Origin of the sequence: Marichromatium sp. AB31 (assembly GCF_003718685.1) — a bacterium.
Classification (GTDB): domain Bacteria; phylum Pseudomonadota; class Gammaproteobacteria; order Chromatiales; family Chromatiaceae; genus Marichromatium; species Marichromatium gracile.
Map to the genome: position 1 here is coordinate 20079 of NZ_RHFI01000024.1, position 15416 is coordinate 35494.

Annotated in this window: 8 protein-coding genes and 2 tRNA genes; 2 read left to right on the forward strand and 8 right to left on the reverse strand. The window is 69.1% G+C overall.

Features of this window, described 5'->3' with window-relative positions:
• Positions 1 to 218: 218 nt before the first annotated feature.
• Together EBL84_RS14065 and EBL84_RS14070 are read right to left on the reverse strand one after the other, a co-directional pair.
• Positions 219 to 3275: an efflux RND transporter permease subunit gene (locus EBL84_RS14065; protein WP_123141392.1), complete on the reverse strand. Its 3057-nt coding sequence runs from the start codon at positions 3273 to 3275 to the stop codon at positions 219 to 221.
• The gene (locus tag EBL84_RS14070) at positions 3272 to 4327 is read right to left on the reverse strand and encodes an efflux RND transporter periplasmic adaptor subunit (RefSeq protein ID WP_123141393.1); all 1056 of its coding nucleotides are present in this window, start codon (positions 4325 to 4327) and stop codon (positions 3272 to 3274) included. The genes EBL84_RS14065 and EBL84_RS14070 overlap by 4 nt, the downstream gene beginning before the upstream one ends.
• Positions 4328 to 4430: 103 nt before the next feature.
• Here EBL84_RS14070 and EBL84_RS14075 point away from each other — a divergent pair, with 103 nt between their 5' ends.
• A complete protein-coding gene (locus EBL84_RS14075; RefSeq protein ID WP_123141394.1) occupies positions 4431 to 5093 on the forward strand; it encodes a TetR/AcrR family transcriptional regulator in 663 nt (220 codons plus the stop codon).
• Between the two features lie 36 nt (positions 5094 to 5129).
• Here the strand turns inward: EBL84_RS14075 and rlmB are convergent, their stop codons facing one another.
• Both rlmB and rnr read right to left on the reverse strand, forming a co-directional pair.
• Positions 5130 to 5873, reverse strand: coding sequence for a 23S rRNA (guanosine(2251)-2'-O)-methyltransferase RlmB (gene rlmB, locus EBL84_RS14080; RefSeq protein ID WP_123141395.1), 744 nt, complete (start codon positions 5871 to 5873; stop codon positions 5130 to 5132).
• Positions 5870 to 8584 (reverse strand): ribonuclease R, encoded by a 2715-nt coding sequence (rnr, locus tag EBL84_RS14085; protein ID WP_123141396.1) that lies wholly within the window; start codon positions 8582 to 8584, stop codon positions 5870 to 5872. Before rnr ends, rlmB begins: the two co-directional genes overlap by 4 nt.
• Positions 8585 to 8702: 118 nt before the next feature.
• Between rnr and EBL84_RS14090 the strand changes: the two genes are divergently transcribed.
• Positions 8703 to 8789: transfer RNA gene (locus EBL84_RS14090), tRNA-Leu, on the forward strand.
• 211 nt (positions 8790 to 9000) lie between these two features.
• Here EBL84_RS14090 and EBL84_RS14095 read toward each other — a convergent pair.
• The 4 genes from EBL84_RS14095 to EBL84_RS14110 form a co-directional block, all read right to left on the reverse strand.
• The gene (locus EBL84_RS14095) at positions 9001 to 9432 is read right to left on the reverse strand and encodes a DNA polymerase III subunit chi (protein ID WP_123141397.1); all 432 of its coding nucleotides are present in this window, start codon (positions 9430 to 9432) and stop codon (positions 9001 to 9003) included.
• A gap of 224 nt (positions 9433 to 9656) precedes the next feature.
• Positions 9657 to 9743, reverse strand: a tRNA-Leu gene (locus EBL84_RS14100).
• A gap of 168 nt (positions 9744 to 9911) precedes the next feature.
• Positions 9912 to 14159, reverse strand: a complete 4248-nt coding sequence (locus tag EBL84_RS14105) for a PAS domain-containing hybrid sensor histidine kinase/response regulator (RefSeq protein ID WP_123141398.1) — start codon at positions 14157 to 14159, stop codon at positions 9912 to 9914.
• A gap of 158 nt (positions 14160 to 14317) precedes the next feature.
• Positions 14318 to 15415 carry a two-component system response regulator gene (locus tag EBL84_RS14110; RefSeq protein ID WP_123141399.1) on the reverse strand — a complete coding sequence of 366 codons (1098 nt, stop codon included), beginning with the start codon at positions 15413 to 15415 and terminating at the stop codon, positions 14318 to 14320.
• Position 15416 lies beyond the last annotated feature (1 nt).

Genomic DNA, 15416 nt, shown 5'->3' on the forward strand with positions numbered 1-15416 from the left:
GCCGGCGCGGGAAAATCACTGGGATCGATGAGGGATTCTACGCCCTCGCGGGACGGACGCAATGCGGCCAGCGGCCAGCGGCCAGCGGCCAGCGGCCAGCGGCCAGGATTGAACCGCAAAGCCGCGAAGCGCGCAAAGTGAATGATGTGTGATGTCGGCGTGCGGCCACAGGCGGCGCGGGTCCGCACCCACTGACGGCTGGTCGCTGGCGACCTCCCTCACCCCTCCAGCCGCACGCGGAACCAGAGGGCGTAGAGCGCCGGCAGGAACAGCAGGGTGATGGCGGTGCCGACCAGGATGCCGCCGATCAGCACATAGGCCAGCGGTCCCCAGAAGGTGTCGGTGGCCAGCGGCAGGAAGGCGAGGATGGCGGCGACGGCGGTGAGCACCACCGGTCGGGTGCGGCGCACCGTGGCCTCGATCAGCGCGTCGGCGCGGGCCATGCCCGCGGCGAGGTTGACCTCGATCTGCTGGGCGAGGATCAGGGTGTTGCGCATCAGGATACCGGCCAGCCCGAGCATCCCCAGCAGGGCGACGAAACCGAACGGACGATCGCCGACCAGCAGCGCCAGGGTCGCGCCGATCACCCCCAGCGGCGCGGTCGCCACCACCATCAGGGTGCCGGAGAAGCTGCGCATCTGCAGCATCACCACGATCAACAGCAACGCCAGCATGATCGGCTGTACCCGCTGGATCGAGGCGTCGGCCTTGGCCGACTGCTCGACCGCGCCGCCGATGTCGATGCGATAGCCCGGCGGCAGGGTCGCGCGCAGCTCGGCCAGTCGCGACCAGATCGCCATGGTGACGTCCGGCGGCTGGGCACCGCTCACCTCGGCCTGCACCGCGATGAAGGGCTCGCGGTTATAGCGTTTGAGCACCGGGTCCTCGAAGCCGATGCTGAGGCTGCCGGCCTGGGCCAGCGGCACGGTGCGCCCGTCGAGCGTCTTCAGGGTGAGGTCGGCGAGCGCCTCGGCCCGCACCGCCTGGTCCTGGCTGCCGCGCAGCACCAGCGAGACGTTGCGGATGTCCTCGCGGATCTCGGTGGCGACGATGCCGGTGAGCGCGTACTGCATCTGCTGGGCGATCTCGCGCGGGGTCAGCCCGATCAGTCGCAGCCGGTCGGGGTCGAGCGCGAGACGCACCACCGGCACCCGCTCGTCCCAGTCGAGATGGGCGCCGCGGGTGTGCGGATCGGACGCGACCAGGGCGCGCACCCGGTCGGCCAAGGCGCGCAGCTGCAACGGGTCGGGACCGACGACGCGGAAGGTCACCGGCCAGATCACCGGCGGGCCGTAGAGCAGCCGGTGCACCCGCACCCGCGCCTCGGGGAAGTCGCCGGCGGCGATGTGCGACTCCAGCCGCGCGATCAGCGCATCGCGCGCGGCGACGTCCTCGGCCACCACGATCAGCTTGGCGAAGGCCGGGTTGGGCAGCTCGGGGTTGAGCGCGAGGAAGAAGCGCGGCGCGCCGGCGCCGACATAGCTCGACACCGAGGCGATCCCCGGGGCCTCGGCCAGGACCGACTCGACACGACGGGTCACCGCGTCGGTCGCGCCGATGCTGCTGCCCTCGGGGAGATAGATGTCGACCAGCACCTCGGGGCGGTCCGAGCTGGGGAAGAACTGCTTCTGCACCGGACCGGCGAGCCCGGCGACGGCCAGCGCCAGCAGCGCGAAGGTGAAGCCGACCACCAGCCGCTTGTGGCCCACGCAGCGGCGGATCAGCGCGCGCAGCCGCTGGTAGAGCGGGCCGTCGTAGCCCTCGCCGTGATCCTTGCCGGGCCTGGGGTCGGCGAGCAGCAGCGAGCCCAGATAGGGGGTGAAGGTCACCGCCACCAGCCAGGAGACGAGCAGCGCGAAGGCCAGCACCCAGAAGATGTTGCCGGCGTACTCCCCCACCCCGGAGCGGGCGAAGCCGATCGGCACGAAGCCGATCGCCGTCACCAGGGTGCCGCTGAGCATGGGCGCGGCGGTCACCGTCCAGGCGTGGGCGGCGGCGCGCAATCGGTCCCAGCCGGCCTCCATCTTCACCAGCATCATCTCGATGGCGATGATGGCGTCATCGACCAGCAGCCCGAGGGCGATGATCAGCGCGCCGAGCGAGACCCGGTCGAGATCGATGCCGCGGATCAGCATCAGCAGGAAGGTCAGCCCCAGGGTCAGCGGGATGGCGATGCCGACCACCAGTCCGGCGCGCCAACCGAGGGCGACGAAGCTCACCAGCATCACCACCCCGACGGCGACCAGGAACTTGATCTGGAACAGGTCGACGGCGTGAGCGATGGCGTCGGCCTGGTCGGTCAGCCGGGTCAGGGTGATGCCGAGCGGCAGCTCCGCCTCCAGACGCGCGACGAAGTCATCGAGCCGCGCGCCCAGCTCCAGCCCGTTCTCGCCGCGACGCATCACCACCCCGAGCAGCACCGCGTCCTCGCCACCGGCGCGGACCAGGTACTCGGGCGGGTCCTCGTAGCCGCGGCGCACCTCGGCGACCTCGCCGAGACTGACCAGCTGGCCACCGACGCGCAGCGGCACCCGGCGGATCTCCTCCGGGTCGCGCAGCCCGACATCCAGGCGCAGCGCCAGACGCGGCCCCTCGGTCTCGACGAAACCGGCCGGCAGCAGCTGGTTCTGTGCCTGCAGCGCGTCCATCACCGCCTGCGGGGTGAGCTGCAGGTTGGCCAGCCGGGCGTGATCGAACTCGACGAAGAAGCGCTGCGGACGCTCGCCGAGCAGCCGCGCCTTCTGCACCCCCTCGACCCGCGCCAGACGGTCGCGCACGCGCTCGGCCTCGCGCACCAGCAGGCGCGGCTCGAGCCCCGGCGCCGCGAGCGCATAGAGGGCGAAGTAGACGTCGGAGAACTCGTCGTTGACGAAGGGGCCGCGCACCCCGGCGGGCAGGCTCGGGGCGGCGTCCTGCATCCGCTTGCGTACCTGGTAGTAGAGCTCCGGGATCTCCTCCGAGGGGGTGTAGTCCTGGAACTCGACGAGCAGGTCGACGCGCCCGGGGCGCGCGGTGGTCTCGACCTTGTAGAAGTAGGCGACCTCCTGGATGCGCTTCTCCAGCGGCTCGGCGACCAGATCCTGCATCTGTTGCGCGCTCGCCCCCGGCCACTGCGCCGAGACCACCATCACCCGCACGGTGAAGGCGGGATCCTCGGCGCGACCGAGCTGGAGGAAGGCCATCAGCCCGACCAGCGCGGTGAGCAGGATGAAGAACAGGGTGACGGAGCGCTCGCGCACCGCGAGCGCGGAGAGGTTGAAACGTCCCTCGCTCATGGCCGCACCCGCACCCGCTGACCGGGTTCGAGCCGATCGACCCCGAGTGCGACGATCGGGGTCCCGGGGGCGAGCCGGGTGTGGATCTCCACCCCGCTGTCGAACAGCCCCAGCACCCGCACCGGCTCGGCCACTACCTGCTCGCCGTCGATCCGGAACACCTGGGCGCCGCGACCGCGTTCGAGCACGGCGCCCAGGGGCACCCGCGCCACCAGGCCCGCGGCAGCGTCGAGCGGGCTGGTGAAGCGCAGGGTGACGGTGGCGCCGAGCGGTGCCGCGGCGCCCTCGATCAGTCGATAGCGGGCGCGCCAGGTCCGGGTGGCGGCGTCGGCCGCCCCGGCCAGTTCGCGCAACTCGGCATCGAAGCCCGCGCTCACGCCGAGCAGTCGCGCCGCGGCGTGCTCGGGCAGCGCCTCGAGCCGGTCCTCGGGGACCTCGACCTCGGCCTCGCGCGCGCCGTCCTCGGCGAGCACCGCGATCTGTTCGCCGGCGGCCACCACCTGTCCCGGCTGACCGGAGACGGCGATCAGCACGCCGCTGGTGGGCGCGCGCAGGGTGGCATAGCCGACCGCGTTGCGCGCCTGCTCGAGGCTCGCCTCGGCGGCCACCAGTCGCTCGCGCGCGGCACGCGCGGCGGTCTCGGCGCGATCGTACTCCTGCTGGCTGGCCAGGCGACGCTCGAGCATGTCGGCGAGACGCTCGCGCTCGCGCTCGGCGTTCTCGGTCTCGGCGCGGGCGCTGGCCACCGTGGCCTCGGCCGCCACCCGCTGCTGTTCGACATCGGCCGGATCGAGGGTGAAGAGCGCAGCACCGGCCTCGACCCGCTCGCCGGCATCGACCGCACGGCCGACGATCGCCCCGCCGATGCGAAAGGCCAACGGGATCTCGTGACGGGCATGGACGCTTCCGGTGAGTCGCCAGACGGTGCCCGCGGCGGGTTCGAGGGTGGTCGCCAGCACCCAGGGCGGGGCCTCGGCGACGGCTTCGCTCCCGGAGGATTCGGGCTGACAGGCGCCGAGCAGCAGCGCCAGCGGAAGGATCAGGTAACGCACTCGCGGGACTCCACCCGTTCGTCGCTGAACGGGATTCGGTTATGGTCTGGACGGCCCCCGTGACGGGACCTATCCATTATTAATGTACGAAAGCGTTTAGTAAATGCAAAAGACCACGACCAAGCCAGACGCCGCCACCACGCCCCGCCGCGGTCGGCCACCCGATCCCGCCAAGCACCAGGCGATCATCGACGCCACCCGCGCGCTGTTCTTCGCCGGCTCGACCAAGGCCTTGAGCATCGAGGGCATCGCCCGCGCCGCCGGGGTGTCCAAGGTCACCGTCTATGCCCACTTCGGCGACCTGCCGGGCCTGGTCCGCGCCACCGTGCTCGCCCAGCGCGCGGAGATGACCGCGATCCTCGACCAGCTGCCGACCGACGCGCCGGGGCTGCGCCGCACCCTGATCGAGTTCGGCGGGGTGTTGATGGAGTTCCTCTCCAGCGAGGACTTCGTCACCATGCACCGGATGGTGGCGAGCCAGGCGAGCCAGCAGCCCTGGCTGGGACCGCTGATCTATCGCGAGGGTCCGACGGCAACCCGCGACAAGCTCGCCGATATCCTCGCCGAGGCGGTGCGCCGCGGCGATCTGCGGGCACACGACTGCACCCTGGCCGCCGAGCAGCTGTTGGGGATGTGGCAGGGGTTGCAGACCACCGGGCTGTTCAGCGGCGGCTGTCCGCGCGCGGACGCGGCGACGCTGGCGCGCCGGATCGAGCAGGGGGTGGAGGTGTTGTTGCGCGCCTACGCCCCGGAGCCCGCCGACTGAGGACGGGTGACGGGGCGGAGCGGCGCATCGATGGGTTCAGCCGCGCCGTTGGCGCAGCGCTTCGTAGAGACAGACCCCGGCAGCGACCGAGACGTTGAGGCTCTCGACCTGACCGAGCATCGGCAGCCGCACCAGGGCGTCGCAGCGCTCCCGGGTGAGGCGGCGCAGCCCGCTGCCCTCGCGGCCCATCACCAGCCCCAGCGGGCCGCGCAGATCGGCGCCATAGAGCTCGGCATCGGTCTCGCCGGCGGTGCCGATCAGCCAGATGCCGCGATCCTTGAGCCGGTCCATGGTGCGTGCGAGGTTGGTGACCTGGACATAGGGCACGGTCTCGGCAGCTCCGCTGGCGACCTTGCACGCCACCGGGGTCAGCCCGACGGCGTTGTCCTTGGGCGCGACCACCGCATGCACGCCGACGGCGTCGGCGCTGCGCAGACAGGCGCCGAGGTTGTGCGGGTCCTGCACGCCGTCGAGCAACAACAGCAGCGGCGGCACCTCGAGGGCATCGAGCAGACGATCGAGATCGGCCTCGGCGCGCGCCGCGGGCACCCGCACCCAGGCCACCGCGCCCTGGTGGTTGGCGCCCTCGGCGGCGCGCTCCAGGGTGTCGCGGTCGACCTGACGGACCTCGACGCCGGCGGCGCGCGCCAGCTCGGCGAGCTCACCGAGACGACGGTCGCGCCGGCTGCGCTCGAGCCAGAGCGCGCCGACCCCCTCGGCGCCGAACTTCAGCGCCGCGCGGGCGCTGTGGATCCCGGCGACTGCGGCACAGTCCTTCATGCCTGCGGGGCCCCGTTGCCATTGCCGTTACCGTTGCCGCTCTTGTTGCGCTTGCGCCGGTTGCGCGAGCGCGGCTTGCGCGCCTTGGTCTCAGCCTTCGGGGCCTCGTCACCCGACGGCGCCACCGGCTGCTGCACGGGTGCGGCGACGGACTCGGGCGTCGTCTTCTTCGGCTTGCGCTTGCGCGGACGCTTCTTCGCCGGCGTGGGGGCATCCCCGCCCTGCTCACCCTGGGGAGCGGGCTCGGCCGCGGGCTCCGGCTGCACCTGCTGCACCTGCTGCACCTGCTGCGTCTGCTCGGACGCGGCGGGTTGGCGCGCGCCCTTGGGCTTGCGGCGCGACTTGCGCGGCTTCGGCGTCTCCTCGGCGGCGAGCTCGGGCGCGGGCGAGTGTTCGACGACCGGCTGCTCGACCGACTCGATCGGCTGCTGCGGTTGACCCTCGGCGCGCTGCTTGCGGCTGCGACCGTTGCGCTTGCGGCTGTTGCGCGAGGCACCGGGCTTGGGCGCGCGCTTGGGACGCGTCGACTCGGCGAGCACGAAGTCGATCTTGCGATCGTCGAGGTTGACCGCCGCGAGCTGCACCCGCAGCCGATCGCCGAGCCGGTAGACGGTGCCGGTGCGCTCGCCGTCGAGCCGGTGCCCGATGGGATCGAAGTGGTAGAAGTCGTTGTCGAGCGCGGTGATGTGCACCAGACCGTCGATATGGACCTCGTCGAGCTCGACGAACAGGCCGAAGGAGTTGACGCTGGTGATGGTGCCGTCGAACTCCTGACCGAGCTTGTCGCGCATGAACTCGCACTTGAGCCAGTCGGAGGCGTCGCGGGTGGCCTCGTCGGCGCGCCGCTCGGTGCCCGAGCAGTGCTCGCCGGCCTGCTGCAGCTCGGTCTTGGAGTAGTCGAGATCGGCCGCGGTGGCGCCTGCCAGCACCTGCTTGATGATGCGATGGACGATGAGGTCGGGGTAACGGCGGATCGGCGAGGTGAAGTGGGTATAGGCGTCGAAGGCGAGGCCGAAGTGCCCGGCGTTGTCGGAGCTGTACATCGCCTGCTGCATCGAGCGCAGCAGCACGGTCTGGATCAGGTGGCGATCGGGGCGGTCCTTGACGTAGTCGAGCAGCTCGGCGTAGTCGGCCGCAGTCGGCTTGGCGCCGCCGGGCAGACGCAGCCCGAGCTGACCGAGGAACTCGCGCAGGTCGCTGAGCTTCTCCTCGCTGGGGGTGTCGTGGATACGGAAGATCGCCGGGATGCGGCGACGCTCGAAGAAGCGTGCGGCGGCGACGTTGGCCGCGAGCATGCACTCCTCGATGATGCGATGGGCATCGTTGCGGATCACCGGGACCACGCCGGAGATGCGGCCCTGGTCGTTGAACTCGAACTTGCTCTCGGTGGTGTCGAAGTCGATCGCACCGCGCTCGGCGCGCGAGCGCTGCAGCACCAGAAAGAGCTGGTAGAGCTCGTGGAGATGGGGCAGCACCTCGGCATGCTGCTCACAGAGCTCGGCATCGCCGGCGTCGAGCATCGCCCAGACCTCATCGTAGGTCAGACGCGCGTGCGAGCGCATCACCGCCTCGTAGAAGCGGCTGCGGATCATCTTGCCCTCGTCGTTGAGATAGAGCTCGGCGGTCATGCACAGCCGATCGACGTGGGGGTTGAGCGAGCACAGCCCGTTGGAGAGCACCTCCGGGAGCATCGGGATCACCCGGTCGGGGAAATAGACCGAGTTGCCGCGGGCATAGGCCTCCTTGTCGAGCGCGGTGCCGGGGCGGACATAGCTCGAGACGTCGGCGATACAGACCAGCAGCTTCCAGCCCTTGGGGGTGCGCTGGCAGTAGACGGCGTCGTCGAAGTCGCGCGCGTCGGCCCCGTCGATGGTCACCAGCGGCAGCTTGCGCAGGTCGACACGCCCCGCCTTCGCCTCTTGCGGCACCTCCGCGGAGAGCCCGGCGATCTCGGCCTCGACCTCGACCGGCCACTCCACCGGCAGGTCGTGGGTACGGATGGCGATGTCGGTCTCCATCCCGGCGGCCATGTTGTCGCCGAGCACCTCGACGACACGACCGATCGGCTGAGTGCGACGGGTCGGCTGGTCGGTGATCTCGGCGACCACGATCTGCCCCTGGTCGGCGCCGGCATAGCGGTCGCTGGGGATGATGACGTCGTGGGCCAGACGCTTGTTGTCGGGCATCACGAAACCGACACCGCTCTCCTTGTAGAGCCGCCCCACCACCGAGCGGGTGTTGCGCTCGAGGATCTCGACCACCGCGCCCTCGAGCCGCCCGCGACGATCCCGGCCGCTGACCCGGACCACCGCGCGGTCGCCGTGGAACAGCGTGCGCATCTCCTTGTTGTAGAGATAGAGGTCGTCGCCACCGGCGTCGGGACGCAGGAAGCCGAACCCGTCGGGATGGCCGATCACCCGTCCGGCGATCAGGTCACGCTTGTTGACCAGACAGAAGGCGTCGTTGCGGTTACGCACCAGCTGACCGTCGCGCACCATGGCGCCGAGACGGCGCTCGAGCGCGATCAGGTCCTGCTCGTCGTCGAGCCCGAGCACGCCGGTAAGCTCCTCGAAGGACTGCGGCGCGCCCGCTTCCTCCATGCGTTTGAGGATGAACTCGCGGCTGGGGATGGGGTTTGCGTACTTCTTCGCCTCGCGCTGGCGATGCGGGTCCGCGTGTCGCGCGGTCGATGAGGGTCTTCTTTTTGGCACGTGAATCCAGTCTGTCGGAAAAAAATCCAGTTTAGCGTTGACAGGGTCGGCTTGTCTCACTATTATTTGCCGCCTCGCTAGGGAGCGACGGGCCAAGGCCCATCATCCCGACCCTCATGCCGAGGTGGCGGAATTGGTAGACGCGCATGGTTCAGGTCCATGTGGGCGAAAGCTCGTGGAGGTTCAAGTCCTCTCCTCGGCACCATCTCCTCTCCGAGATCCCCCTTCCCCGATCGCATCCGTCGAGTCGCTCGACCACAGAGTCATTCCAATGACGCTGCAGCGATCGAGTCGCACCCCTATGTTAGCCGAAAAGTCGCCGCTTCGCTTGCGAGCTGTCCGAGCCTCATCGCCAGGATCGGTCGAGACGACGGTTTTGCGCGCGCCACTACAGGGTCGCGCCGCGCCGCAACCCGTCAGAGCCGCACCTGATGATGCTCCAGCGGATGACCGAGCTGGCGGTAGTGACGATAGCGCGCCCGCCCCGCCTCGAGCACGCTCGGCGTCTGGTCGAGCGGCTCGCAGACCCGCGCGAAGGGCGAGAGGTCGTCCGGCGGCGTCAGCGCAAGATTGACCAGCACATCGGTCGGCACCGGCGGGCGCGGATCGGCGCCGATCAGCACCGGGGTGAACTCGGCATCGACCTGCCCGACCAGCCCATGAGGCAGAAAACCGTCCTCGCGGAAGGTCCACAGCAGCCGGTCGAGATGGCGCGCCCACTCGCTCTCCGGACAATACACCAGCACGCGCAACCCTTCGGCACGGATGCGCTCGAGCAGGCGACAGGTGAAGATGAAGCGGTCGCCGCTGCTGTCCGCGGCAAGGGTGTAGAAGTCGATACGGGTCATGGGTCCAGAGCGCTGAGGCCGTGACGGCGGGATGATCGGACATGCGCGCCGACGGCGGCGCAACGGTGCGCCCATCATACCGATCGCGCGTCGACCACGCCTCACCGAGACGATGAATGCGATCGCTGGAGCGCCTTGCCGGGACGCAGAAACGAAAAAACCGACCATTGGGTCGGTTTGCTTCTTTCGCTTCAGTCACGTCACTGGGACATGAGCTTGGAATATGGTGCCGAGGAGAGGACTTGAACCTCCACGAGCTTTCGCCCACATGGACCTGAACCATGCGCGTCTACCAATTCCGCCACCTCGGCATGAGGGTCGGGATGATGGGACCTGGCCCTTCGCTCCCTGGCGAGGACTGGAACTTTAAGGCTTCAGTCCGATCGTGTCAAGCCCATTTGAATCATCCGCCCCATTGCCCCCTTGGAGTCAGCCTCCATCGAGCCCCCTCCCCGCCCGGCGCCGGCGCATCCCGAGACTCAGCGCTCCCCCGGGGTCATCCGAGCGCGCGCCGCACCCAGCGTCACCAGGGCCGCATCGAAGTCGAAGCGCTCGATCTCGTGGGCGAGCGCGCGCAATCGATCCCCCAACGCCGCACGCAACAAGGGCTCGGCCTCCTCGAGCAAGTGCAACGCGGCGGCGTCATCCTCACGCAGCAGGCGTTCGAGTTCGTCGAGGGTCGAGGTGAAGTGACCGGGGTCAACCGCATCATCGATCGCAACGCGCTCATCCTGCCCTTCGGCCGCCAGTTCATCCAGCCCACGCTCGACCAGGCGCAGCCCCCGTTCGAGTTCGACCAGCAGCTCGGCACGCCGCTGGCGCGTCTTTTCGCTGTCGCGCTCGATCAGCGGGAGCAGCCGGATCAGCGGTTCGGTCACGGCATCGACGGCCACCGTCGCGGCGGCACCCTTGCAGGCATGCACCAATTGACGGGCGTGAGCCAGCTGATCACGGGCCAAGGCCTCGGCGATGCGCTCCGGCTCCCGGCCATGATCACGCAGGAAGAGCCGCAACAGCCGCAGGTAGGACTGGGTGCGGCCGCGCACCGCGCTCAACCCGCGCAGCCCGTCGATGCCCGGAAGCGCCGCCAGCCGTGCGGCCAACGCGGTATCGTCGGGCACGATCTCGGGCAGCGGGGGGCGGGCCGACTCGATGGACGGCGCACCATTCGAGAGCCACTTGAGCAGGATGCCGTAGAGGGTGTCGGGATCGACCGGCTTGGCGACGAAGTCGTTCATGCCGGCCCGCAGACACTGCTGCCGGTCCTCGTCGAAGACATTGGCGCTCATCGCCAGGATCGCCGGCTGCTGCTCCAGCTCCAGGGCGCGGATCCGGCGGGTCGCCTCCAGACCGTCCATCTCCGGCATCTGCACATCCATCAACACCAGCGCATAACGTTCCACCCCGACCTTGGCCACCGCCTCGGCGCCATTGTTTGCGATATCGACCCGGAGCCCGACCGACTGCAGCAGGTCGAGCGCCACCTCGCGATTGACCACATTGTCCTCGACCAGCAGCAAGCGGGTCCCGGAGAAGCGCTCGCGCAGCTCCGCCTCCTGGGACGGCGCGACGACATCGAGCTGCGGCGGCACCTTGCCACGCCCGCGCTGCAACCGGGCGGTGAACCAGAAGGTGCTACCGTGACCGGGCTGACTATCGACCCCGACCGCGCCGCCCATCAGCTCGGCCAGACGTCGGGTGATCGCCAGCCCCAACCCGGTCCCACCGTGACGACGGGTCGTGGAGGCGTCGGCCTGCTCGAAGGCGGTGAACAGGCGCACGCGCTGCTCCGGCGTAATGCCGATACCGGTATCACTGACCTCGAAACGCACCAGTACCTCATCGGCATGCTGCTCGAGCAGCCGCGCACGCAGCGCGATGCGACCGTGCTCGGTGAACTTGACGGCATTGGCGGCATAGTTGAGCAGCGCCTGGCGCAGCCGCGTCGGATCGCCGTACAGCCAGTGCGGCACATCGTCGCAATCGATCTCCACGGCCAGCCCCTTGACCCGCGCCTGATCGGCGATCAGCGAGCGTACGTGATCGAGGATCGCGAGCAGCGAGAAGTCGAGCTGGTGCAGCTCCATCCGTCCGGCCTCGATCTTGGAGAGATCGAGGATGTCGTCGATGATCGACAGCAGGTGACGTGCCGCGCCGCTGATCTTGTCGAGCCGTTCGCTCTGCGAGGGAGCCAGCTCGTCGCGCTGGAGCAGATAGGTGAGCCCGAGGATGGCGTTCATCGGGGTGCGGATCTCGTGGCTCATGTTGGCGAGGAAGGCACTCTTGGCACGGGTGGCCGCCTCGGCGCTCTCGCGCGCGCGTTCGAGTTCCACCGTCCGGTCGGCCACCAGCTCCTCGAGATGATCGCGGTGCTCGGCGAGCTCGCGCTCGATATGGCGCCGCTCGGTGACATCGGTCTTGATCGCCGCGTAATGGCTGATGCGGCCGTCGGGCTGGCGGATCGGGCTGATGATGGCGAACTCGATGAACTCCTCGCCGTCCTTGCGTCGATTGACGAACTCACCGCTCCACGAACGCCCGCCGGTGATCGTCCGCCACAGCTCGACATAGGTCTCGTGCGAGGTCTTGCCCGAGCGCAGCAGCCGCGGGTTCTTGCCGAGCACCTCCGCCTCGGTGTAGCCCGAGGTCCGCAGGAAGGAGTCGTTGACGAACTCGATACGACCCTCGAGGTTGGTGATGACGATGCTCTCCTGGGTCTGCTCGATCACCCGCGAGAGCCGTGTCACCTCCTCCTGGGCACGCTTGCGTACGGTGATGTCGCGACAGACACAGAACACCAGCCGGACCTCGCGATGCTCGATCTGATTGAAGGCGACCTCGACATCGATGCATTGGCCATCGCTGCGCCGCCACTTGGTCTCGAGGATGCCCGAGCCGAGTTCGAAGCGCTGCAGCACCTCCAGCGTCCGCTCACGCGACCAGTCCGGATCCCACTCCCAGAGCCGCAGCTGCAGCGCCGCCTCGAGCGAACAGCCGAGCATCCCGGCAAAGCTCTCGTTGGCCTCGAGCACACCGCCGTCCTGGTCGAGTATCACGATCGCATCGCGCGACTGCTCGATCAGGATCTTGCGCATCAGCGCCTCGTCGGCCTGGGCCTGCTCGGCACGGTGGATCTCGGTGATGTCGCGCGCGATCCCGAACACCCCGATGACCTCGCCATCCCCGTTGCGCAGCGGCCCCTTGGTGGTCTGCATGATGCGCTCGCCGGCGGCGCAGCTCAGGTGTTCGAGAAAGGTCGTGTTGACCCCGCGGGCGACGGTGTCATGGTCCCTGGCCATGACCTGAGCGGCCTGATCGGGCGGGAACAGCAGCCGGTCGTCCTGACCCAGCACCTCTTCGGCGCGATATCCCACCAGGGTGGTGGCGGCGCGATTGAAGAGCAGATAACGCCCTTCGAGATCCTTGGCGAAGATGGCATCGGGCGAGGCCTCGGCGATCGCCCCGAGCAGGTTCAGCGCGCGTAACCGCTCGTCGTGCGAATGACGCAGCCGCTCGGCATAGAGCAGGCGCTGACGCTGGCGCAACAGCGCCGCGCCGGCCAGGACCATCAGCGCCGCCAGCAGCGCCGCCAGCACGATCCAACGCACATCGCGCACCACCCCGGCCCACAGCTCGCGACGATCGACCTTGGCGACCAGGAACCAGTCCACCCCGGGAACCGACAGCACCACGCCGAGCGAGGGCACCCCGCGATAATCCACCCCCTCGACCAGGGTGCCGAGCAATTCCGGGGCGAGCATCGCCTGCACTGCGATCACCCGCTCGGCAGTCAGCGGGGTCCGCGACCGCGCGGCGCTGTCCGGGCGATAGCGAAAGGCGTTGAGCGACACCACGGCATCGCCCTCGCGCCGAAACAGCAGCGATTCGCCCGAGGAGTTCGGCAGCGGCCAGAAGGAGAGCAGCGGATAGAGGTTCTCGGTGGGATCGTTGTGCAGCACCGCCACCGGCGGCGACTCCTGCTGATCGAGCGGCAGCGGCACCAGGAAGTCGACATGAAGACGGTCGCCGGCATCGCGATAGGGCCCCTGCACCACGACCTGCCGCACGGCGACGGCCTGAGCCACCGCCTCGCTGAGCAACCCTGGCAGCGGTGCCCCGGGACCGCCGGCACCACAGAGTTGATCACCCTCGGGGCCGACCAAGCGCGCCTCGCCGAAATTGTTGAAACGGGCATACTCGAGGATCCGTGCGCACAACACCTCGCCCACGGCGGCGTCACCGGCCCGCCAGTCGCGATAGAGCCCGGCATACAGCCGGCTGGTCTGGATCATCCGCGCGTCACCGAGGCGCTCGTCGAGCCAGTGCTCGACCTGGCGCACCTTGAGCTCGGCGATGGTCTGCAGGGTCTCGGCGAGTGTCGTGCGCTGGTGCTCGTAGGAGAACCAGCCCCCGGTGATCGCCAGCGACACGATCGCCGTGAGCATCAACAGCACCGGCGGCCATTGCGCACGCGGCAACCTGGACGGTGGAGCCGGTTCCAGCGCCCGGTCCGCGGCGACGAGCAACAGCAGCGCGCTGGCGGCGACCAGCAGGGCGCCGGAGAGCACGCTCGCCATCACCAGCCAGGGCGGCCCACCACCCAGCGCAACCAGCAACAGGTCGGAGAACAGCACCCACAACCCGGCGACGATGACATATCCGATCGGCCACCGGCGCCCGGCATGTCCCTGCCCCCCGGCGGTGGCGCGCCCCTGATCGGTCTTCATCGACGGGCGTTCACCCGGAAAGCCCTGGCGTGATGACCCGCTGCGGAGCCGCTATCCCATGATCGCGCCATCGCCTTCACCTCCATCTGAATGCTTGATTGGGCTGCACTGGAGCGGGCGCCGCGAATCACTGACCCGCCGTCACGACTGTCGCGGACTCATGCCTCGATCTCGCCGAATCGCGTGGCGATCTCGCAGAACTCATCGAAGCGCGCCATGAAGGCATCGGTGACATCCGGGTCGAAGTGCGTGCCCCGACCGGCGAGGATGATGTCGCGCGCCTCCGCAAATCCCATCGGCGCCTTGTAGACCCGGCGCGAGATCAGGGCGTCGAAGACATCGGCGAGCGCCATCAGTCGCGCGGCGATCGGGATGGCATCCCCGGCGAGCCCCTCGGGATAACCGCTGCCGTCCCACTTCTCATGATGATAGTGGGCGATGTCCTTGGCGAGTGCGAGAAACTCGACCGGACGCTCGGCATCGCGCTCGGCCTGCTCGATGGCGAGGCTGCCGAGTTTGGCATGGGTCTTCATCACCTCCCACTCATCGGCCGACAGACGACCGGGTTTGCGCAGGATGTGATCGGGGATACCGACCTTGCCGATATCGTGCAGCGGTGCCGAGCGCGCCAGCTCCTCGATGGTACGCCCGGCGAGGAAGGTCTCGAAACGCGGGTGTTCGCGTAGCTGCCTGGCCAGGGCGTGGACATAGCGCTGGGTGCGGCGCAGATGGTTACCGGTCTCGGGATCGCGGATCTCGGCCAGGTGCGCTAGGGCGAGGATGCTGACCTGCTCGGTCAGCACGTTGTCGCGCATCCGCCGCCTGATCTCCAGCTCGAGCTGGGCGTTGTGGTCACGCAACAGATCACGCGCGCGCTTGAGTTCGAGCTGGGTACGGACACGGGCGAGCAGGATGCGCGGATTGACCGGCTTGGCGATATAGTCGACCGCACCGACGTCGAGTCCGCGGGTCTCGGCCTCGTCGCTGTCCATCGCGGTGACGAAGATCACCGGGGTGTCGGCGGTCAGCGGATCGGCGCGCAGCCGCTCGAACACCGCATAGCCGTCCATGTCCGGCATCATCACATCGAGCAGCACCAGATCGGGGAGCGGCGCGCGACTGACCACGCGCAACGCCTTCTCGCCGGAGATGGCCACGCGCACCCGGAACTCCGGCTGCAGCAGCTCGCTGAGCACCACCAGGTTCTCGGGCGAGTCATCGACGAGCAGGATCGTCGAGCGGTTTCCATCGAGCATC